The sequence below is a fragment of the Streptococcus pseudopneumoniae genome, assembly GCF_038148955.1.
In the GTDB taxonomy this organism is placed as follows: Bacteria; Bacillota; Bacilli; order Lactobacillales; family Streptococcaceae; genus Streptococcus; species Streptococcus pseudopneumoniae_T.
In genome coordinates this window covers 1-21,525 of record NZ_JBBJZY010000024.1, presented here as the reverse complement: position 1 = coordinate 21,525, position 21,525 = coordinate 1, and the positions used below count along the sequence as shown (strand labels likewise).

Sequence of the window (21,525 nt, the reverse complement as noted above, 5' to 3'; positions counted from 1 at the left end):
CACCTAGAGAAGGCGGAAAAATCAAGTTCCCCGCACCAAAAAATATTCCGAACAGGAGTAAACCTGTTAGGGCACCTTTTTTAGCCATGAAAATCTCCTTCATATTTATAAAATACTGACTTAGTATACCATGATTAGGAGTATGAAAAAAGTATCACGAAGTAAATATTGAATGTTTTCAAGATTCTCAAAAATGAGAATTGTCTAAAAATAAAACTCTCCTACCCAGTCCACACCGAGTAGGAGAAAGTCTACTGTTTACAGTTCTTCAAAGGCCAACATGCCACCCTGAACATTGATAACTTCATAACCTTGTTCTGATAAGAATTGGCAAGCACGCGCCGATCTCATTCCAGATTTGCAAATAACATAATGTAACTGATCCCTGTCCAATTGATCATAAGTATCAGCTAATTGACTAAGTGGCAAGTTGTGGGCGCCTTCTAAATGAAGTGCTTCAAACTCATCCACTTCTCTCACGTCCACTAAAGAAAGTTGGTCGTTTTGGTAAAGATGATAAAATGCGTCAAAGGTTATTTCTTTCATTCTTTTTCTCCTAATACTCTTCGAAAATCTCTTCAAACCACGTCAGCGTCGCCTTACCGTGCGTATGTTACCGACTTCGTCAGTTCTATCCACAACCTCAAAGCTGTACTTTGAGCAGCCTGCGGCTAGCTTCCTAGTTTGCTCCTTGATTTTCATTGACTATAAAATGGTTTTAATTCTTTTTTTCAAATCTGGCACCACTTCTGACTCAAACCAAGGATTTTTGGCCATCCAGATTTGATTTCGCGGTGAGGGGTGAACTAATGGAAAATAGGTTGGCAAGTAATTCTGATAATGTTTTACCCGTTCTGTCACCTTGCCACTGATTTTCTCTTGTAAATAGTAGGCTTGGGCATACTGGCCAATCAAGAGGGTCAATTGGATGTCTGGTAATTCTTGCAAGAGCTGCGGATGCCATTTTTCCGCAAAGCCAGCTCGAGGCGGTAAATCTCCTGACTTACCATGTCCTGGAAAGTAAAAATCCATAGGCAAAACAGCAAAATATCCTGAATTGTAAAAAGTATCTTCATCCACACCTAGCCAGTCCCGCAAGCGGTCACCACTTTTATCTTTCCAATAAAGTCCTGCCTCCTGCGTTTTAAGTCCAGGTGCCTGACCGATGATATTGATGCGAGCAGTCTTTGGCGCTGCAAAGAGAGGCTCAATACCACGCTCTGTATAGGTAGCATTCTGCGGATCCGCCATGATAGCCTGCTTGATTCTTTCAATTTGAGACATCTACTTTCCCTCCAAAAAGAAGTCTAAGCATACAATCTCAGACTTCTATCGTTTTATTTGATCAATTCATAAATAGCTTCGGCATAGATTGCTGCTGCTCGGAAGAGATCATCCAAGGCGATAAATTCATTGGCTTGGTGCATGGTATCAATCGAGTCTGGGAACATGGAACCGTAGGCAACACCTCGTTCTAGCAAGCGACCAAAGGTTCCACCACCGATGACTTGCTCGTGACCTTTAAGGCCAGTTTGTTTTTCATAAACATTCAACAAGGTTTGCACAAGTGGATCTTCCATTGGCACATAGTGAGGGGTATGACCGTGCTCAGAAAGGCTAACAGAAGCAACTGGCAAGTTTTCAAGGATTGACTTGATTTGTTCTGGACTTGTTCCTTTTGGATAGCGGATATTAAGGGCAATGGTATTATCAGCGCTTGTTTCATCAAAGCGGAAGACACCGGCATTCATAGAAAGAGCACCCATCTTTTCATCCACATGAGCAATTTTGAGATTTTCACCCTCATGGTCGTTCAAGAGAATTTTAGCAGCGATGTCAAGGTAGTCTTTGGCTGGACCAGCAAAATCAAACTGGTTGAGGAAAAGGGCAAGATAAGTCGCACCATTGACACCTGAAGCAGGCATAGCACCATGGGCTGATTTACCAATAATCGTCACCTTGTATTGACCGTTTTCTTCTTGAAGTTCTCCTCTAAGTTTGTGTTCTGCAACAAAGGCATCTAGTTTAGCTTGCAAGTCAGCCAAATCTCCTGAAACAACAGCTGTTGCTGATTCTGGTACCATGTTTTCACGCAAACCACCTGTGAAGCTATGAAGACGAGCAGCACCTGCATTTTCTCCTACAAAATGTAGGTATTCTGTAATATTTCCTTTTTCACCGTTGATGATAGGGAACTCAGCATCAGGAGAGAAACCGAAATCTGGTTTGGCAAGTCCTACGTGCTCAAAATAGTAGTCCATGTCTGCCCAGCCTGATTCTTCATCTGTTCCAACGATGAAGCGGACTTTCTTAGAAGTTGGAAGACCCAATTCTTTGATGATTTTCAAACCATAGTAGCAAGCTGTTGTAGGTCCCTTGTCATCAGAAGCCCCACGCGCATAAAGGCGACCATCTTTGATAGTCGGTGTGTAAGGATCTGTGTTCCATCCGCTACCAGCTGGTACCACATCCATATGGGCAAAGATTCCGAGAACTTCTTCTCCATCACCAAACTCAAAATGTCCTGCGTAGTTATCAACATTTTTAGTTGGATAGCCATCACGATCTGCAATTTCAAGGAATTTCTCCAAGGCTTTTACCGGCCCAGGTCCAAATGGATGCTCAGCATCAACCTTGCTGTCATCACGTTCTGAGTTGATTTCCAAAAGGCTAAACAAGTCAGCCAAGAGGTCTTCTTTGCGTTTTTCTACTTCTGCTGTAAAATCAATTGCTGTCATTTTTTCTTCTTTCTATCTTTTCTCGATGATTTCATCTACTGGCAAGCGGTAGCTTGGTTCCAATTTTTCGTCTGTATAACCCACTGTGATCAAGAGTTCTGGGCGGAAACGGTCTTCGATTTCCAAAATTTCGTTGGCTTTTGACTTGTCAAATCCAAGAATAATGTTAGAACCAATCCCTTGGTCTGTCAATGCAAGAACCAAATTCATGGCAACCAAACCTGCATTGAGGGCTAGGTAGTCGCTGACCTGTTGTTCATTGTAACGGGCAAATTCAGCAGGCAAATTCTTCATAAAATATTGAAGTTGCTCTTCAGAAAAGTTATTAGCACCACCAACACGAGCAATCTTACGAGCGCGTTTAGCCAGATCTGTGTCTGTAAACAGGGCAATGGTTACAGGCGCTGATGATACCTGTTCAAAGTTTGAACCGTAAGCCAATTTTGCTAGTTCGGCATTTTTCTCACGCACCACTACAAATTTCCAAGGCTGGCTGTTGTGGGCACTTGGTGCCAAGGTTGCAATTTCGATAGCCGTACGTACATCTTTTGGATCAACAGGCTTGTCAGTGAAATGCTTAGTCGTATGACGTTTTTTATTTAATTCAAGAAATTTCATAACCGATTTCCTTTTCTAATTCTACTATTTCCATTCTACCATAATTTGAAAGAGCTTGCAGGGATTTTTCATGATTAAGTTTTTTCTATCACAGACATAAAAGATATATATTGGTTTATCAGGAAAGTTTCTGATAAACTAGCAAGTACTTCACATTTGAATGGAGACATTATGAAAAAATTTAGCCTATTACTAGCCATCATCCCCTTTTTGGTTGCCTGTGGAAATCAAGCTACACCTAAAGAGAGCAGCGCTCAAAAGACAATCGTCGTTGCTACAGCCGGCGATGTGCCGCCATTTGACTACGAAGATAAAGGCAATCTGACAGGCTTCGATATTGAAGTTCTAAAGGCAGTGGATGAAAAACTCAGCGACTACGAGATTCAATTCCAAAGAACTGCCTGGGAAAGTATCTTCCCTGGACTTGATTCTGGTCACTATCAAGCAGCAGCTAATAACTTGAGTTACACAAAAGAACGTGCTGAAAAATACCTCTACTCACTTCCAATTTCGAACAATCCCCTCGTTCTTGTCAGCAACAAGAAAAATCCTCTGACTTCTCTTGACCAAATTGCTGGCAAAACAACGCAAGAGGATACTGGAACTTCAAACGCTCAATTCATCAATAACTGGAATCAGAAACATACTGATAATCCCGCTACAATTGATTTTTCTGGTGAAGACATCGGCAAACGAATCCTTGACCTTTCTAACGGTGAATTTGATTTCCTAGTTTTTGACAAGGTATCTGTGCAAAAGATTATCAAGGATCGTGGTTTGGACCTTTCTGTGGTTGACTTGCCTTCTGCCGATAGCCCCAGCAACTATATCGTTTTCTCAAGCGACCAGAAAGAGTTTAAAGAGAAATTTGATAAAGCGCTCAAAGAACTCTATCAAGACGGAACACTTGAAAAACTCAGCAACACTTATCTAGGTGGTTCTTATCTCCCAGATAAATCTCAGTTATAATAATACTCTTCGAAAATCTCTTCAAACCACGTCAGCTTCGCCTTGCCGTAGGTATATGTAACTGACTTCGTCAGTTCTATCCACAACCTCAAAACAGTGTTTTGAGCAGCCTACGGCTTGCTTCCTATTTTGCTCTTTGATTTTCATTGAGTATAAGATATATTAAAAGCGATTGGACTAGCCAATCGTTTTTAGTTTGCATTGGTTATCTTAGGGAACTTTTACAAAAAATCAAAATAATTCTTCACATCTTCTGTATACCCATGCTTTTCTATTAAGCTGGCTAAGAGTTCCAGATTGTGTCCCTGATAGTTATCTTCACGACGTAGCTCTTCATACATTTCGATAAAGGGAATCCCCTTGGACTTTGCCAATTCTAACTCAGCCTCGTAATCATAAGCGACTTTACAAAATTGGATATTTACCAATTCCCCATCTTCAACTTCTATCACGGTATACTGGGCACGGTGATTTTTTAACGCTTCCCAATTAAAATAGGGCATGCCAATCGACCCTGGATTGATGATTTGTTGCCCTTGACTGCCATAACGAAGCAACTGCTTGTGAACATGACCATAGACTGCCACGTCAACTTCATCATCTAGGAGTTGGTCAAATTTCTCTGTATCATTCTCAACTAGCAAGTCACCACCATAGTTCTTATTTGGCAAATTATGAGAAAGAGAAAAGCGCATTCCGTCAACTTCTTTCTTTTCTAGCAAAGGTAAGCTTCGTAGCCAAACGAACATTTCAGGATCCATTCGCTCCATCAAAAACTGGGTCAATCGCATGAGCTGGATTTCTTGTGGATTTTCCAAACCGTATTGCCCATCCAAGACCTCCAGGACACAATCATCCCAATTGCCTCGAACACTGGCTGTGATAGGAAGGTCCTTTATCAGGGCGACTAAGTCATTTGCGCCTGGACCAGGAAGAAAAATATCTCCCAGAAGCCAGTATTCACTGACTCCTTGATTTTTAGCATCTGCAATCACTGCTTCTAGCGCCGTCGCATTGCCATGAATATCTGATAAAATTGCGATTTTATGGTTCATGATGGTCTCCTTCTGTTTGATAATCTACTCTTTCTTCCGCCACTTGAGCTAATTCCACTTCTTCCTGCGGGTTCAACTTTCTTTTCACAGCCTCTGCGACAAGTCTAGGTACCCCAACTTCGACAATCTCATCCACACTGGCTTCCTTGATTTTAGTTAGAGATTTGAAATGCTTCATGAGATTTTGCTTGCGTTTAGGTCCCAGACCTTCAATTCCATCCAGTTGTGATGAAAAGGAATTTTTTGAGCGCAGTTGGCGGTGGAAAGTAATGGCAAAGCGGTGCACCTCATCTTGAATGCGTTGGAGGAGGAAAAATTCCTGAGAATTGCGAGACAAGTCCACCACCTCAAGCGGATCTCCAAAGAGCAGCTCATGGGTTTGGTGTTTGTCATTCTTTTGCAGACCTGCAATTGGAATATCCAAACCTAGTTCCTCTTGGATGACTTGCTTGGCGATATTGACTTGACCTTGTCCCCCATCAATGACAATCAAATCTGGAGGAGTCAAACCGTCACGCTGTACTCGACCATAGCGTCTGCGAATGACCTCTCGCATACTAGCATAGTCGTCTGGCCCGACTACGGTCTTGATTTTATACTTACGGTAATCCTTCTTACTAGGTTTTCCGTTGACAAAGACTACCATGGCTGAAACAGGACTAGTTCCCATGATATTGGAGTTATCAAAGGATTCGATGCGGACTGGTGTCGGAATTTGGAGCAAGCGTCCTAGATTTTCAATAGCCCCCTGTGTCTTTTCGACAGATTTCTCTAGCAGATTGAATTTCTGCTCTAGGCTGACTCGAGCATTCTTTATAGCCAGATTGACCAGTTGTTTTTTTTCTCCACGTTGAGGTTTGAGAATCTTGGTATCCACCAAGGCCTTGACAGCTTCTTCGTCAATATCCTGCGGAATCAATACTTCATTGGGAACCAGGTGAGATTTTTCTTGATAAAACTGCCCCACATAGGTCAAGAAGTCCTCATCCGGATCATTGTAGTAGGGGAAGAGATTGACATCGCGCTCAATGAGCTTGCCCTGACGAACAAAGAAAACCTGAACACACATCCAGCCCTTGTCCACATAGTAACCAAAGACATCCCGATTTTGGAGATCCTTGGCCATAACCCGTTGCTTGGTCCGAAGCGTTCCAATGGCCTGAATCAAATCACGGTATTCCGCTGCACGTTCAAATTCCATAGTCTGAGCTGCCGCAGTCATTTTTCCCTTGAGGTCATCGATGATTTTATCATCCTGCCCTTTTAGGAAATCAGAAACCTCCTGAGCCATGGACTTGAAATAGGCCTCATCCTTCTTACAGATAGTGTGGGCCATGCATTGACCGATATGGTAGTAAAAACAAACCTTAGAAGGAGGATTGGTACACTTACGAAAAGGGAAAATCCGATCCAGCAACCGCTTGATTTCATTGGCTGCCCCCACATCTGGATAGGGACCAAAGTAAAGACCACCGTCCTTCTTGACCTGACGGGTGATAATCAAACGAGGATAGCGCTCATTGGTGATTTTGATGAAAGGATAAGACTTATCATCCTTGAGCATGATATTGTATTTGGGCTTATTTTCCTTGATCAGGTTGATTTCTAGGAGAAGTGCCTCAATATTAGACTCCGTAACAATAAATTCAAAATCCACAATTTCAGACACCAAGGCCTCTGTCTTAGTATCGTGACTCCCACGAAAATAAGACCGCACACGGTTACGCAGATTTTTAGCCTTTCCTACATAGATAATGGTGCCGTTTTTATCCTTGTGAATGTAGCAACCAGGGCTGGTCGGCAAGAGCTCTAGTTTTGATTTAATCAAGTTGTTCATAATTCCATTATAGCAAAAAAGTAGGGAAAGATAGTCCCCTACTCATTGGTCTCATATATTTTTCGAAGGTTTGCAACATCCTCTTCCTGAATACCATAAAAGGAACCCGCAGGTTGCATCACAGACTTCTCATCTGTATGATCCAAGCCAATCGCATGCCCCAACTCATGTTCTGCCGTATGGACAATGCGCTCATAGGAATAACCATAGTCTGGATTGGACAGATAATAATGATTCAGCCGCACCCTTACAGACACGAATTGTCCCGTCAAGAGATTGGTCTGACTTTCAGCCTCTCCTGCCACAGGAGTGTTTCCGTCGTTCATCTCAGTAGCCAAGATATCCGCCTTGCTGGCCTCAGTCACGAGTTCAAAGTTAAAAGCACCAGTTTGATTCCAGTTATGGATCGCTTCTACATAAGCCTCTTGAAAGCGTGAATCCATCTGAGGATCCAAGTAAATACGAGCAGAAGCCTGTGGCCACCTTCCTTCAGAATGCTGGTGGCTATCTGTCTGGTTCAACTTAGGCAGTTGCCCTGTTTTTTCCCATTGGTTAATACTTTGTTGACCAATTTTTACTGACCGCTCTGCTTGCTTTAGCGCTCCTTGAAAATCCCCGTTCAGATACCAGAGAAATCCAAAAGCAAGAGCACACAAAAGCAAAACAATCCAAAACAAACGCCAAATAAAAGAAAAGAAAGCCCCTATCAAACGAAAAAGCCAGCGCATGTCCCTCCACCTTTCTAGCAAATAAAGATTATTTTACTAAAACAAGCTGAAAGAAAGCTAAATACTGGCTTGTTCATCTTAACGTCCTAATATTTTTTTGACTAACTGAATAGCTTTGTATTTTAAAGGCGATGGATGGTAACGGAAAGTACCTGCTTTACGTACAATATAGCCATTAAAATTCTGTTTAAAACGCAAAACACCATCACTTCCATCAAAAATCCCTTGAATGCCTAGGAAGTTGTATTTAGGTATTCCACGTTTTATACTTTCCAACATAATATATTTTTGAAGCAGTGCAGGGGCATAGAATTTATTAAACTCAGTGTAGGAACCACTAAAGAGATAAGTCGTTTCCTGAGGCATATAAACAAATAAACTCCCAGCTAAAACAATATCTTCTTCCCCATATTTTTCAATCAAGTCTCGCGCTTCTGCTTTTCGAACTTCAAACGTTTCAAATTGACTAGAATATTCTCTCAGTTGATTTTGTTTTTTCTCAGAATGAGGATTTTTACTCAAATCAAGTCGCAACTTGTCCAAGATTTCTTCTAGTTTACTTTGTTCACCTTGCAATTTGCTCATATAGTCCGAAAAATTCAAGCTTGCTATGAGAAACTCCGCTTGTTCTCCAAAAGCATCATAAAAATGCTCATAATATTCTAAACTTTTATCACTATATTCTCTACGTTCAGAGGTTTCTTTTGTGATATTCTTAAAAATCGATAGTTCTTCACGTTTTAACTTTTTCAACCGAATGCCAAAGGTTTCAGCCTTTTTCACCAAGGGTTTCCCTTTTTTGCTAAAACTTTTAAGCAAATTCTTTTCAGTTAATTCAGTCAAATCTTTATAGTATAACCAATCTGGCTCTCCACCTGGATACCCTGTCGTCAATCCATCAAACTGATAACCTAAATCAGTCAAATCTTGAATCATACTTTTTTTCTCAACATCTATCGGATTACCTTGGCTATCAAAAGTTTGATAAGTTTCATAAGGTTTTACAAGCAACTCTAATACACCATTTTGCTTGGCATATTCTTTTAACTCCGCATAAAAAACTGGAAGAGCATCTTGTTGGATATAAATCGGCCCCGAATTGATCTCCATATGCAGGCCACCCAGCATGGGCAAGCTATAAACCAGAGCTGCAACTTGAATTTCTCCTTCTTGTTTCAAAGCAAGGTAAACAATTCGAGCCCCTCTTTTTTCTAATAAGTCCCCCATCTGGACAGATTGCATAAAGGAACGAGAAGAGACCTGATCAGAATAAGCCTGAAACTCTTCTCTCGTGAGTGTAGTTAGTGCCATATACTTACTTTCTATGTTTTTTTCTTAATGTTTTACGGAAATCAAGAGCAAGTCTTAACAAAGGATAGAGAGGATGGGTAGGCATTGTAAATTCACCCAAATATTCTTCAATCGTTGGATTAAAATTAGCTTTAAAACGATAGAGCCCACCATCTAAAGCATTCTCGACGCCTCCTAAATTTTGCCATAAAATGCCACGTTCAAAGGAATATCGAGCTGTCTCATACCAAGTCAAAATAGGAGCTTTATAACGTCTAAAATCTTCATCCATTCCTGCGTATAGATTGACAGAAGTTTGTCCGAATTCTAAAGTCAAGGTAGCTGCTAAGGGAACTCTCGCTTGACCTGCATCCATATATTCCTGCAGGAAAGTCAATTCCTCTAACAAACGTTCTTTTTCCTTCTTCTGCGCTTCTACTTTTGAAGTTCGAGTCGACTCAGTAAAGGTCTCTTCCAAGGCTCTGTTTTTCGCTAACTGTTCTTCTAATTCTTGCGAACGTTTAGAGACATCCAAGGTTGCCAAGGTGATATAGGCCTTGTCCTTAAAATTATCTAACAACTTTTTATAATAGGCTTCATTCCTCAAATGAATCTCTTTCCGTTTCTCGGTTTTTTTCATCAAAAAGGAAAAGGACTCCAATAATTCAGTTCCACCAAATTGAATCTCTACACCCTTATTCCGTGCTGTTCGAATAGCCTGTTTTGTTGACTTGGAAAGTTTAGCTTCTTCAAAATTTTCCTTGTATATTTTCGCCTGAATACGAGGCTGAATGGTGTCCCCCATTTCCTCTGTTTTTCCTGACCACCTTACTCCCATTTGTTGCAAACTATCAATAATAGCCAAACTTTCAGGATATTCTGTCTTTTCCTGATTGATTAAACTTTGAGACAGGCAAATACTTGGATCAAAAGTCACAAAAATCGCTCTCCTGCTACGAGCATAAGACTTAATGGACTGAATGACAAAACTCAAGAGTTCCGTATCCCCATAATCCAATATAGGTCCTCTTGGGATGTAAAACATTTTATAGCCTAGCGGAAGACTTCTAATCAAAATACTAGCTGTAGCCAATAATTTTTCTTCCCTGTAGACACCAAACTTCTCATGTTCCCAATCAGACTTAACTTCCTCCCAAGCACTACTTTGTAATACATTGGCTAATTCATGGTCTTTGACAAACTGATCATATTCTAATGTGGGAATGCCAATTTGATAACGGTACATTTCCTACTCTCTTTCCTCCAGTATCTTATTACTATTCTACTACTTTCGTTTGAAAAGTCTAGTGAAAACATATTTTATTTTAGTTCTACTCCCCCTATGCTGAACTTCAAACTAAGTCAATCTCTCTTCTAATTTGAAATCAATCGGTAGGGTTGCTAAGAACCGTTCCAATTGTTTTTCCCAGTAGTACCATTCGTGAGTTCCAGCGCTATGGCTATAGACCACATCAAATCCCAGTTTTTTGAGGTTTTTCACTGCGAGATTATTGGCTTTATACAAGAAATCCTGCTCGCCACACCAAGCCCACAGCTTGGTCTTTTTATCCGATTTTTTAGCCAGACTTTCAAGAGAATAGGGGCTAGCTGTCCAATCCTTAATCTCCCCAAACACACCTCTCCAGTAAGCTGGTGTCCCCAAATTTTGGCTCTCAGGAGAAAAATCTTGAAAGCTAAGGGCGCCTGAAAAACTAGCTGCACGAGAGAAACGATTGGTCGCAAGAGCCAGTTTAAAACAGCCGTAACCTCCCATAGAGAGGCCAGCGATAAAGGTCTTTTCACGCTTACTTGTCATATTAGGGAAGAAGCGTTTCAGAACCTGTGGCAATTCCTCTGCTAGAGCTGTGTAATAGTCAAAACCATACTGGGTATCGGTATACCAACCATTGCTGGTATTGGGCATGACAACGATGAGATTAGTTCCGCGAAGCAAGCGTTCTACATTGGTCCGCTTGAGCCAACTATTATGATTGCCAGACATCCCGTGCAAGAGGTACAAGACGGGAATGTCTTTACACTCTGGTTCTTCCACTCGATTGGCGTCAGGATAGAGAACATTCACTCCCCACTCCATATCTAAAACTTGTGAGTAATACTCGATTTTCATTACTGCCATAATTTTTTCCTCTATTTTCCGATAAGAAAAAGCCGAAATTCGACTTTCTTCCTATTTATTTCAACAATTATTTCGCTTCCATCACTACTGGTAAAATAGCTGGACGACGTTTGGTTTGATCAAAGAGGTACTTGGTCAGATTATCACGAACCTTCCCTTTGAGATCTGCCCAGTCAAAGTCATCTCCTTGAAGATACTCTTCTACCGTTTGGTTAATCAATTCTGAACTTTCACGGAGAATATCGCGGCTCTTCTTGAGATAAACAAATCCGCGCGTGTGAACACGAGCCTTGGCTACAATTTTCTTCTCACGACGGTTAACGGTAATTGCTACGATGAAAATACCGTCCTCTGACAAGACCTTACGGTCACGAAGAACCACATTGCCAACATCACCGATGGCATTTCCGTCAATCAAGACATCGCCTGCCGAAACCGCTCCAGCTGGAACAAAGTCCCCATTCTCATAAGCCATGCTGGTTCCCTTTTTAGGGATGAAAATACGTTCTGGCAACATACCAACAGCCATAGCAGCCTTAGCGTGGGCATCCAACTCACGGTATTCCCCCTGAATCGGGAAGAGATACTTGGGTTGCAAGAGATTGATCATCAACTGCAAGTCACGCGCATTTCCATGACCTGACACACGCAAGCTTTGAGTGATCAGTTTGACAACCCCGCCAGCTTGGTAAATCATGTTTTCCACACGCGCCATAACTGCTTCTTTGGCGATAGACGGAGCCGTAGCAATATAGACCAGGTCCCCATCCTTGATTTCTACATAACGATGGCGACCAATCGACATCTTACGAAGTCCATTGATAGGTTCACCCATACGACCTGTCTCAAGAATAATCAACTCATGGTCTTCAAAGCGAGACATATCTTTCGGCTTAATCAAGAGAATTTCGTTGGCTAAAGACAACTTCTTGAGACGAATCGCTGTGCGGACGATATTTTCAATATCAAATCCTGTCAAGACGATACGTCGACCTGTTTTATCCGCAGCGTCAAAAATCTGCTGGATACGAGAAAGGTTACTGGAAACAGCTGCAACGATGATACGACCTTCCCAGTCAGCAATGGTTTGGGTAATTTCATCTCTAACTTCACTTTCACTAGCCACCTGAATATTGCTGTCCGCATTGGCCGAATCACTGAGGAGAGCCAGGACGCCGTCACGACCGATTTCTGCCAAACGAGCGAAGTCTGTCGCATAGGATTCACTAGCTGTCTGGTCAAATTTGAAGTCACCTGTATAAACGATGCTACCTTCAGCTGTCTTCAAGACAATTCCCAGGCTCTCTGGAACGGAGTAAGTCGTAGGGAAGAAGGAAACCACTGTCCCACCAAAATCAATCTCCGTATCTTCATCAATAACATGAAAATCATTAAATTTCTTGACTGCGTCATTTCCTTTGACAAAGAGTTTTGCCAACTCAATGGTCAACTCAGAGCCAAATACAGGTACCTTGGCTTCAGCCAAGAGATAAGGCAGAGCACCAATAGCATCTGCATGTCCGTGAGTTAAAAATACCCCAGCAATTCGATCTTTATTTTCAAAAAGGTAGTCCATCTTTGGAATCACCACATCGACCCCTAATTGTTCATTTTCGGGATATTTTAACCCTGCATTCAAAACAAAAATGGACTCTCCAATTTCAGCAATGTACATATTTTTCCCATTTTCACGTACACCACCAAGTGTTGTTAACCTAATATTACTCATTTTTCCTCCAAAATCTTAGTTTATCTTGATTATAGGGTTGCTTACCCTCTTATTCTAAAAGCACTATTACTGTTAGCCGAATCTTTTCCTACCATTATACCATTTTTTTGATGATTTTCAAAATGAAGATTTGTTTTCAAAAAAGAGCTGGTTGCCCAACTCTTTCCTAACTTCTACTCTTTTTCCATCAAAAAATCATAAATTTCTTGCACGGTACCCAGGGCCATCATTTCTTGGTCTTTGACAGTTTGTTTGAGATTTTGATAAATCTGACTTTCTCCTATCTCTCGCTTTGGCGCTTCTTTATTGACTGTCATGACACCATCTTTGATGGTCACAAAGCCTAGTTCTTCAAATACTTGAATCATCTTGACCAGCAAGATTTGTTGAATATTGAGATAAGTAGCCAAATCCTTCAGCTTGTAGCGAATATCAAACTCTGGGAACTGATAGATGATCTTGTACAATTTGGCAAACTGATCTCTGGTCCCATAACCTGTCAGATAATAGGCCTTGTCAATATCATTTTTGAAATAGACAGCAGAGAAATTCTGTTCCTGAAAAATGGTCTTCAGCAGGGTAATATCCTCAGGAATGGTTTTTACGACAACAGCTTCACTAGTCGCTAAATCTGGCAGTTCTCCAGAAAAATCCAAGACTGGAATCCCCTCTGGTAAGACTGCATTTTTTCCACGGATGTTAAAGAGTTGAACACCTTCCACACGCGCATCCACCATCATCAACTGCAGGGCAGTTTGGCCATTCCATTGGTTGACAGACAATTTAACCGCCAATTCTAGATTTTTGGTTTGAGAAAACTCTGTCGCCCATCTGCCTTGGCCGAAGGCCACCACTTCAAAACTCGCCTCACCTTTGGAAATTTTCAGCTTGAGATGGGCATTGCCTGCTCCCATAGTACGAGCACTTTCGACCTGAAAATCCTTGATATAAAAGACTGGTTTCTGATTGTCCATTCCAAAAGGTGCCAAACGTTCAAAATTCTTGACTGTTTCAAGACTCAAAACCTCCAAATCCAGCTCTTCATCTAGGTTTAACTTGTTCTTGCCACCAGTATCTGCACCTTTTTCACGGACATAATCTTCCAAAACCTGAGATAAATCTGAGAGTTGCTCAACTTCCAGCGTCATCCCTGCTGCACCAGCATGGCCGCCAAAGGCGATGAAGAGGTCTCGATGAGGATCCAGAGCTTCAAAAATATCCACTGCTTCCACACTACGAGCACTACCCTTGGCACGACCGTCCTCTATATTGAGAACGATGACTGTCTGCCCTAGTTCTTCCAACAAACGACCAGCTACGATTCCTAGAACGCCAGGATTCCAGCCTTCCTTGACCAAGACCTGGACCTTCTTCTCAGGATCCACCATGGTCTTGGCTTCTTCATAGATTGACTGAACGATTTCCTTGCGCTCTTCATTTTTCTGGTGAATCATAAGGGCAATCTCATGCGCTTCCTCATCATCAAAGCCAGTCAGCAAATCAATGGCGGGATTGGGATCGTCCAAGCGGCCTAAGGCATTTAAACGAGGAGCAATCTGGAAACCAACCGTTTCTTCTGTCACTTCATTAGCAGCAATCCCAGCCATGTCCAGCATTTCTTGTAGACCGATGCGCTGAGTATGCCCCAACATTTCTAAACCATATTGAACCAAGATACGATTTTCATCCGTCAAACTCACCATATCTGCAATGGTTCCGATAGCAACCAAATCCAGTAGTTCCACTTGTACTTCTTCTAAAAGGGCACAAGCCAGCTTGAAGGCCACTCCACAACCAGCCAAATATTTGAAAGGATAGTTCGCATCCGGATGTTCAGGATGGACAATGGCATAGGCATCTGGCAGGGTTTCAGGCATGGAATGGTGGTCGGTCACAATAACATCCACTCCCATAGACTGGGCCAGTTTAATTGCTTCGTGACCAGCAACCCCATTATCCACCGTCACAATCAAGGAAATCCCTTCTTGCTCGATAAAGTATTTGTAGACACTAGCATTAGGGCCATAGCCATCGGTAAAACGATTGGGCAGGTAAACACGGCACTCGGCACCAAGCTGTTCCAAACTTTCCTTAACAATCGAAGCCGAAGTCATGCCATCCGCATCGTAGTCTCCATAAACGAGAATATTTTCCCCTTCTTCAATAGCCTGACGAATGCGAGTCACTGCCTTGTCCATATCATGAAGTAGATAAGGATCGTGCAAGTCCTCCAAGGAAGGTTCTAAAAACTTCTTCAGACTTTCTTGGTCCTGAATACCTCTTTCAAATAATAAGCGAGCCACCTCAGGACCCAGTCCAGCCTTCTTGGCTATCTTTGTAAAATCCGCATCTTCAACCTGCGGGGCAAATTGCCATTCATAAGTAGGTGTTATCAAAAAGACATCCACTCTTTCTAAGAATTCTATTGCTTCATTATAACATGATTTATACGTTTTCTCTATCCAGATTGCTTTTTTATAACATTTTAGTGAATTTTTTCAGATATGATTTGACAAGACCATTCTTTTGGTGTAGAATCATGTTATAAAATCTAACACAAAGGAGATTCCTTATGGCTTTAGTAGAATTTGAACACGTCGAAAAATATTACGGAGACTACCACGCACTCCGCGACATCAATCTCCGTTTTGAAAAAGGACAAGTTGTTGTCCTCCTTGGCCCTTCTGGTTCTGGGAAGTCCACTCTTATCCGCACCATCAATGGTTTAGAGGCTGTTGACCAGGGAAGTCTTCTAGTCAATGGTCACCAGGTTGCTAGTGCCAGCCAGAAAGATTTAGTGCCTCTTCGCAAGGAAGTCGGCATGGTTTTCCAGCATTTCAACCTCTATCCACACAAAACAGTGTTAGAAAACGTAACACTCGCACCCATAAAAGTTCTAGGAATTGATAAAAAAGAAGCTGAAAAAACAGCCCAAAAATATCTGGAATTTGTAAATATGTGGGACAAGAAAGATTCATATCCAGCCATGCTTTCTGGTGGACAAAAACAACGAATTGCCATTGCCCGTGGTCTCGCTATGCATCCTGAGCTCCTCCTCTTTGATGAGCCAACATCTGCCCTTGACCCTGAAACTATCGGCGATGTTCTAGCAGTTATGCAAAAATTAGCCCACGAGGGTATGAATATGATTGTCGTTACCCACGAAATGGGCTTTGCCCGTGAAGTTGCGGACCGCATCATCTTTATGGCTGACGGAGAAGTTTTGGTGGATACGACAGATGTCGATGACTTTTTCGACAATCCAAGCGAACCTCGTGCCCAACAATTCCTCAGCAAAATTATCAACCATGAAAGTGACAAAGTCAAATAAGGAGGCGCCTATGAAAAAGAAATTCTTTTTATCAGCATTATTGATTAGCCTTTTCGGCCTTGCTACTGCAAAACCAGTTCAGGCTGATACCAGCGTCGCAGATATTCAAAAGAGAGGCGAGCTAGTTGTCGGTGTCAAACAAGATGTTCCCAATTTTGGCTACAAGGATCCCAAGACAGGGACCTATTCTGGTATCGAAACCGACTTAGCCAAGATGGTAGCAGATAAGCTCAAGGTCAAAGTTCGATATGTGCCTGTTACCGCGCAAACTCGTGGACCACTTCTAGACAATGAACAGGTTGACATGGATATCGCAACCTTTACCATCACAGATGAACGCAAAAAACTCTATAACTTTACCAGTCCCTACTACACGGACGCTTCTGGCTTTTTGGTCAATAAATCTGCCAAAATCAAAAGTATTGAGGATCTAAACGGCAAAACCATCGGGGTTGCCCAAGGTTCCATTACTCAGCGCTTGATTACTGAACTGGGTAAAAAGAAAGGTCTGAAGTTTAAATTCGTCGAACTTGGTTCTTATCCAGAATTGATTACTTCCCTTCATGCTCACCGTATTGATGCCTTTTCCGTTGACCGCTCGATTCTATCTGGCTATATCAGTAAACGCACAGCACTACTAAATGATAGTTTCAAGCCATCTGACTACGGTATTGTTACCAAGAAATCAAATACCGAACTCAACGACTATCTTGATAACTTGGTTACTAAATGGAGCAAGGATGGTAGTTTGCAAAAACTTTATGATCGTTACAAGCTCAGACCATCTAGCCATTCCGCAGATTAAGGAGGACACCCTATGACAGATTTATCATCTTGGACAGCCTATTTTCAGGATTTTGGCCAATTTTTCAATGGTTTCCTCTTCACCCTTGCCCTAGCGATTGGATCCTTTATCCTCGCTATGGTCTTGGGCATCTTCTTTGGAGCCATGTCAACCAGTAAACGTCCAATATTGAGAATTTTAGCTCGCATCTTTGTCGAATTTTACCAAAATACTCCCCTCTTGGTACAGTTTGTTATCGTTTTTTATGGCCTACCTCTTATCAGTGACCACACCATCATGATTCCGATTTATTGGACAGCTGTACTCTGTGTGGGACTCTATCACGGTGCCTATATCGCCGAGGTTATTCGCTCAGGTATTCAGTCTATTCCTAGCGGTCAGATGGAGGCTGCCTTGTCACAAGGTTTTACCTATATCAGTGCCATGCGCTTGATTATCTTGCCTCAGGCCTTTCGTATCATTCTCCCTCCTTTGACCAACCAAATCGTCAACCTCATTAAGAACACCTCAACAGTTGCTATCATCTCTGGCGTAGACTTGATGTTTGTGACCAAATCTTGGTCAGCCCTCAACGGAAATTACATCCCAGCCTTTTTAGGCGCTGCCCTTCTCTACTTTGCTCTTTGCTTCCCTGTTGCCCAGTTTGGTCGCAAGATGGAGCAAGCCAACAAAAAAGCCTATTCACTTTAGGAGGTTACTATGGAATCCATTTTAGAAGTTTTGACCCCAGATAACCTAATCTTTATCTTTAAAGGATTTGGCTTGACCCTCTACATTTCTCTGATTGCCATTGTCCTCTCTACACTTATCGGTACAGTTCTAGCGGTCATGAGAAATGGAAAAAATCCTATCTTACGCATTATTTCCAGTATTTACATCGAATTTGTGCGTAACGTTCCCAACCTTCTCTGGATTTTTACTATCTTTTTAGTTTTCAAGATGAAGTCCACTCCAGCAGGAATCACTGCCTTTACTCTCTTTACCTCAGCAGCCCTAGCTGAGATTATCCGAGGCGGTCTCAATGCCGTGGACAAGGGCCAGTACGAAGCAGGAATGTCACAAGGATTTACTTCTGCACAAATCCTCTACCACATCATTCTTCCGCAAGCAATCCGTAAAATGCTGCCAGCTATCATTTCTCAGTTTGTAACCGTGATTAAGGATACCAGTCTTCTCTACTCTGTTATCGCCCTACAAGAGCTCTTTGGAGCCAGCCAAATTCTCATGGGCCGTTATTTCGAACCAGAGCAGATCTTTAGTCTTTATATCCTGATTGCCCTCATCTACTTCAGCTTCAATCTAGCAATCTCTAGCCTGTCTCATATGCTAGCAAAACGTTGGCAACAAGCAACAGAATAAACAGCTACTCTCCAGTTCAATTGGAGAGTTTTTTTGATGATAGTAGATATTTATAGACCTCAATTTGACACCATACTTTTTCTATGATAAAATGTAACAAATTTGTTTACAATAAATCAAATCTAAATGAAATGGAATTTTCTATGAAATCAATCAAAGGACTACTCTTTATCATAGCTAGTTTTGCCTTGACTATTTTGACTTGGATGAGCACTTCTCCCCAATTCATGATTCCAGGACTAGCTTTAACAAGCCTATCTCTGACCTTTATCCTCGCCACTCGTCTCCCTCTACTAGAAAGCTGGTTTCACGGTTTGGAGAAGGTCTACACCGTCCACAAATTCACAGCCTTTCTCTCAATCATCTTACTCATCTTTCATAACTTTAGTATGGGCGGTTTGTGGGGATCTCGCTTAGCTGCTCAGTTTGGCAATCTTGCCATCTATATCTTTATAAGTATCATCCTTGTCGCCTATTTAGGCAAATACATCCAATACGAAGCTTGGCGATGAATTCACCGCCTGGTTTACCTAGCCTATATTTTCGGACTCTTTCACGTCTACATGATGATGGGCAATCGCCTCCTCACATTTAATCTTCTAAGTTTTCTTGTTGGTAGCTATGCCCTTTTAGGCTTGCTAGCTGGTTTTTATATCATTTTTCTATATCAAAAGATTGGCTTCCCCTATCTAGGGAAAATTACCAATCTCAAACGCTTAAATCACGATACTAGAGAAATTCAAATCCATCTTAGCAGACCTTTCAACTATCAATCAGGCCAATTTGCCTTTCTAAAGATTTTCCAAGACGGCTTTGAAAGTGCTCCACATCCCTTTTCTATCTCAGGAGGTCACGGCCAAACTCTTTACTTTACTGTCAAAAATTCAGGCGACCATAGCAAGAATATCTATGACAATCTTCAAGTCGGCAGCAAAGTAAGCGTAGACAGAGCTTATGGGCACATGATTATAGAAGAAGGACGAGAAAATCAGGTTTGGATTGCTGGAGGTATTGGGATCACCCCCTTCATTTCTTACATCCGTGAACATCCTATTTTAGATAAACAGGTTCACTTCTACTATAGCTTCCGGGGAGAGGAAAATGCAGTCTACCTAGATTTGCTCCGTGACTATGCTCAGAAAAACCCTAATTTTGAACTCCATCTAGTAGACAGTAGGAAAGACGGATATCTTAATTTTGAACAAAAAGAAGTGCCCGAACATGCCACCGTCTATATGTGTGGTCCTCTTTCTATGATGAAGTCACTTGCCAAACAGATTAAGAAACAAAATCCAAAAGCAGAGCTTATTTACGAAGGATTCAAGTTCAAATAATCAATCACATTCTCCTGGAATTCTAGGAGAATTTTTTATAGCCAAATGAAATAAGACCGGAGCGATGGAATTTTGGCATTCAAGTCAATTGATAAGAATATTTTATAGTAGAATAAAATAGGATACGAACAAATTGATTAGGAAAATCAAATGAATTTATAGAAATCTTTTAGCAGTCATGGCGTCCTATTCCAGTTTCAAAATGCTATAGAAGCAGCATTGTGCTAGTCTAGTTTCAGTTTACTCTACCAAAACGAGTAGCTTGAAATCAAAAAACCCACCCTCATGGGCAGGTTCTATCTGTATTGTTCAGCTAGATTAAGCTTTACCTTCTGAACCGAATACGTCGATACGTTCTTCAACTGATGCTTGGATAGCTTTTACACCGTCAGCCAAGAATTTACGTGGGTCGAAGAGTTTTTTCTTGTCGTATTCTGCTTCGTTTGCTTCGTAGTCACGAGCAAATTTACGAGTTGCGTTAGCGAATGCGATTTGGCACTCTGTGTTAACGTTAACTTTCGCAACACCAAGTTTGATAGCTGCTTGGATTTGCTCATCAGGAATACCTGAACCACCGTGCAATACGATTGGGAATCCTGGAAGAGCTTCTGTCAATTTTTGCAAGTGGTCAAGGTCAAGACCTTCCCAATTTGCTGGGTAAGGACCGTGGATGTTACCGATACCAGCTGCCAAGAAGTCGATACCAGTTTCAACCATTGCTTTAGCGTCTTCGATTGGAGCCAATTCACCTTTACCGATGATTCCGTCTTCTTCACCACCGATAGTACCAACTTCAGCTTCTACTGAGATACCTTTAGCGTGTGCTTTTTCAACAACTTCTTTAGCCAATTTAAGGTTTTCTTCAACTGGAAGGTGTGAACCGTCAAACATGATTGAAGTGTAACCAACTTCGATACACTCAAGTGCATCTTCGTAGTGACCGTGGTCAAGGTGGATAGCTACTGGTACAGTGATACCCATTGATTCAACAAGGTTAGCGATCAAGTTGCGAGCAACTTTGTAACCACCCATGTATTTAGCAGCACCCATTGAAGTTTGGATCAAAACTGGAGCTTTTTTAGCTTCTGCTGCGCGCAAGACAGCTTGAGTCCACTCAAGGTTGTTTGTGTTAAATCCACCAACTGCATAACCGTTGTCACGAGCTGCTTGGACAAATTTTTCTGCTGAAACGATTGCCATTTTATCAGGCCTCCTGTATATTTTTATGGGTCATCCCATTTACATTGTTCATTTTATCACTTTTTGACAAAAAAATCTAGTTTTTCCCGCAGTTTCGATTGAATTTCTTCTATCTCCATCTATGTAAACCCTTTCTCTACCTAGTCTTGGGCGACTTTTGGAAAAGCTATGAAGAAGGTTAAGCGATTCTCCTGCATTTCAAAACGATAAGCTAATTTTTCATGTTCTAATAGACTCTTGACCACAAAGAGCCCCATCCCAGAACCCTTGGCCTTGCGACTAGCATTATCAGAAAAAGACTGGGCCAGTTTTTCTTGTTCTTCTGGACTACAGCTATTCTCGATAAAGAGTTCCCCTTTTCTTTCGCCAATGCGAACCAATCCACCTGGAATGGA

20 protein-coding genes and 2 pseudogenes are annotated in these 21,525 nt (G+C 41.7%); 6 read left to right on the top strand and 16 right to left on the bottom strand.

All coding sequences use genetic code 11. From position 1 onward, the window contains the following. The 5 genes from WKI23_RS08460 to WKI23_RS08440 all read right to left on the bottom strand — a co-directional run. Positions 1-88 (bottom strand): branched-chain amino acid transport system II carrier protein (locus WKI23_RS08460; RefSeq protein ID WP_368079609.1); only part of this gene is annotated, 88 nt, incomplete at its 3' end. A 170-nt stretch (positions 89-258) separates the two neighbouring features. After that, positions 259-546 (bottom strand): rhodanese-like domain-containing protein, encoded by a 288-nt coding sequence (locus WKI23_RS08455; protein WP_368079607.1) that lies wholly within the window; start codon positions 544-546, stop codon positions 259-261. A 159-nt stretch (positions 547-705) separates the two neighbouring features. After that, positions 706-1,284 (bottom strand): uracil-DNA glycosylase family protein, encoded by a 579-nt coding sequence (locus WKI23_RS08450; protein ID WP_368079606.1) that lies wholly within the window; start codon positions 1,282-1,284, stop codon positions 706-708. A gap of 53 nt (positions 1,285-1,337) precedes the next feature. Then, positions 1,338-2,738 (bottom strand): dipeptidase PepV, encoded by a 1,401-nt coding sequence (gene pepV, locus WKI23_RS08445; RefSeq protein WP_368079605.1) that lies wholly within the window; start codon positions 2,736-2,738, stop codon positions 1,338-1,340. A 12-nt stretch (positions 2,739-2,750) separates the two neighbouring features. After that, on the bottom strand, positions 2,751-3,356 hold the full coding sequence (locus WKI23_RS08440) for a nitroreductase family protein (RefSeq protein ID WP_368079604.1): 606 nt from the start codon (positions 3,354-3,356) through the stop codon (positions 2,751-2,753). A gap of 171 nt (positions 3,357-3,527) precedes the next feature. Between WKI23_RS08440 and WKI23_RS08435 the strand changes: the two genes are divergently transcribed. Then, positions 3,528-4,325 carry an amino acid ABC transporter substrate-binding protein gene (locus tag WKI23_RS08435; protein WP_368079603.1) on the top strand — a complete coding sequence of 266 codons (798 nt, stop codon included), beginning with the start codon at positions 3,528-3,530 and terminating at the stop codon, positions 4,323-4,325. A 21-nt stretch (positions 4,326-4,346) separates the two neighbouring features. Here the strand turns inward: WKI23_RS08435 and WKI23_RS08430 are convergent, their stop codons facing one another. The 9 genes from WKI23_RS08430 to recJ all read right to left on the bottom strand — a co-directional run bounded on the left by WKI23_RS08430 (position 4,347) and on the right by recJ (position 15,497). Continuing rightward, a complete protein-coding gene (locus tag WKI23_RS08430) occupies positions 4,347-4,472 on the bottom strand; it encodes a hypothetical protein (RefSeq protein WP_368079602.1) in 126 nt (41 codons plus the stop codon). Between the two features lie 74 nt (positions 4,473-4,546). Then, the gene (locus WKI23_RS08425) at positions 4,547-5,380 is read right to left on the bottom strand and encodes a metallophosphoesterase family protein (RefSeq protein WP_368079601.1); all 834 of its coding nucleotides are present in this window, start codon (positions 5,378-5,380) and stop codon (positions 4,547-4,549) included. After that, positions 5,370-7,217, bottom strand: coding sequence for an excinuclease ABC subunit UvrC (uvrC, locus tag WKI23_RS08420; RefSeq protein WP_368079600.1), 1,848 nt, complete (start codon positions 7,215-7,217; stop codon positions 5,370-5,372). The genes WKI23_RS08425 and uvrC overlap by 11 nt, the downstream gene beginning before the upstream one ends. A 38-nt stretch (positions 7,218-7,255) precedes the next feature. Next, the gene (locus WKI23_RS08415; protein ID WP_368079599.1) at positions 7,256-7,945 is read right to left on the bottom strand and encodes a M57 family metalloprotease; all 690 of its coding nucleotides are present in this window, start codon (positions 7,943-7,945) and stop codon (positions 7,256-7,258) included. Positions 7,946-8,023: 78 nt separating this feature from the next. Beyond that, positions 8,024-9,256 carry a peptidoglycan bridge formation alanyltransferase MurN gene (murN, locus tag WKI23_RS08410; protein ID WP_368079598.1) on the bottom strand — a complete coding sequence of 411 codons (1,233 nt, stop codon included), beginning with the start codon at positions 9,254-9,256 and terminating at the stop codon, positions 8,024-8,026. A 4-nt stretch (positions 9,257-9,260) separates the two neighbouring features. Continuing rightward, positions 9,261-10,481 (bottom strand): aminoacyltransferase, encoded by a 1,221-nt coding sequence (locus WKI23_RS08405; RefSeq protein ID WP_368079597.1) that lies wholly within the window; start codon positions 10,479-10,481, stop codon positions 9,261-9,263. Between the two features lie 111 nt (positions 10,482-10,592). Further along, positions 10,593-11,372 carry an alpha/beta hydrolase family protein gene (locus tag WKI23_RS08400; protein ID WP_368079596.1) on the bottom strand — a complete coding sequence of 260 codons (780 nt, stop codon included), beginning with the start codon at positions 11,370-11,372 and terminating at the stop codon, positions 10,593-10,595. A gap of 67 nt (positions 11,373-11,439) precedes the next feature. Then, positions 11,440-13,101: a ribonuclease J gene (locus WKI23_RS08395; protein WP_368079595.1), complete on the bottom strand. Its 1,662-nt coding sequence runs from the start codon at positions 13,099-13,101 to the stop codon at positions 11,440-11,442. A 173-nt stretch (positions 13,102-13,274) separates the two neighbouring features. After that, positions 13,275-15,497 carry a single-stranded-DNA-specific exonuclease RecJ gene (gene recJ / locus WKI23_RS08390; RefSeq protein WP_368079608.1) on the bottom strand — a complete coding sequence of 741 codons (2,223 nt, stop codon included), beginning with the start codon at positions 15,495-15,497 and terminating at the stop codon, positions 13,275-13,277. A 176-nt stretch (positions 15,498-15,673) separates the two neighbouring features. Here recJ and WKI23_RS08385 point away from each other — a divergent pair, with 176 nt between their 5' ends. The 5 genes and pseudogenes from WKI23_RS08385 to WKI23_RS08365 all read left to right on the top strand — a co-directional run bounded on the left by WKI23_RS08385 (position 15,674) and on the right by WKI23_RS08365 (position 19,930). Further along, the gene (locus WKI23_RS08385) at positions 15,674-16,432 is read left to right on the top strand and encodes an amino acid ABC transporter ATP-binding protein (RefSeq protein WP_368079594.1); all 759 of its coding nucleotides are present in this window, start codon (positions 15,674-15,676) and stop codon (positions 16,430-16,432) included. A gap of 10 nt (positions 16,433-16,442) precedes the next feature. Continuing rightward, positions 16,443-17,237, top strand: a complete 795-nt coding sequence (locus WKI23_RS08380; protein WP_368079593.1) for a transporter substrate-binding domain-containing protein — start codon at positions 16,443-16,445, stop codon at positions 17,235-17,237. Between the two features lie 12 nt (positions 17,238-17,249). Continuing rightward, a complete protein-coding gene (locus tag WKI23_RS08375) occupies positions 17,250-17,927 on the top strand; it encodes an amino acid ABC transporter permease (protein ID WP_125443963.1) in 678 nt (225 codons plus the stop codon). A gap of 9 nt (positions 17,928-17,936) precedes the next feature. Then, positions 17,937-18,596, top strand: a complete 660-nt coding sequence (locus tag WKI23_RS08370) for an amino acid ABC transporter permease (protein ID WP_368079592.1) — start codon at positions 17,937-17,939, stop codon at positions 18,594-18,596. A gap of 143 nt (positions 18,597-18,739) precedes the next feature. Next, positions 18,740-19,930: pseudogene (locus tag WKI23_RS08365) on the top strand (ferredoxin reductase family protein). A gap of 318 nt (positions 19,931-20,248) precedes the next feature. Here WKI23_RS08365 and WKI23_RS08360 read toward each other — a convergent pair. Beyond that, positions 20,249-21,130, bottom strand: coding sequence for a class II fructose-bisphosphate aldolase (locus WKI23_RS08360; protein WP_368079591.1), 882 nt, complete (start codon positions 21,128-21,130; stop codon positions 20,249-20,251). Positions 21,131-21,270: 140 nt separating this feature from the next. Next, positions 21,271-21,525: pseudogene (locus WKI23_RS08355) on the bottom strand (ATP-binding protein); the annotation flags it as partial.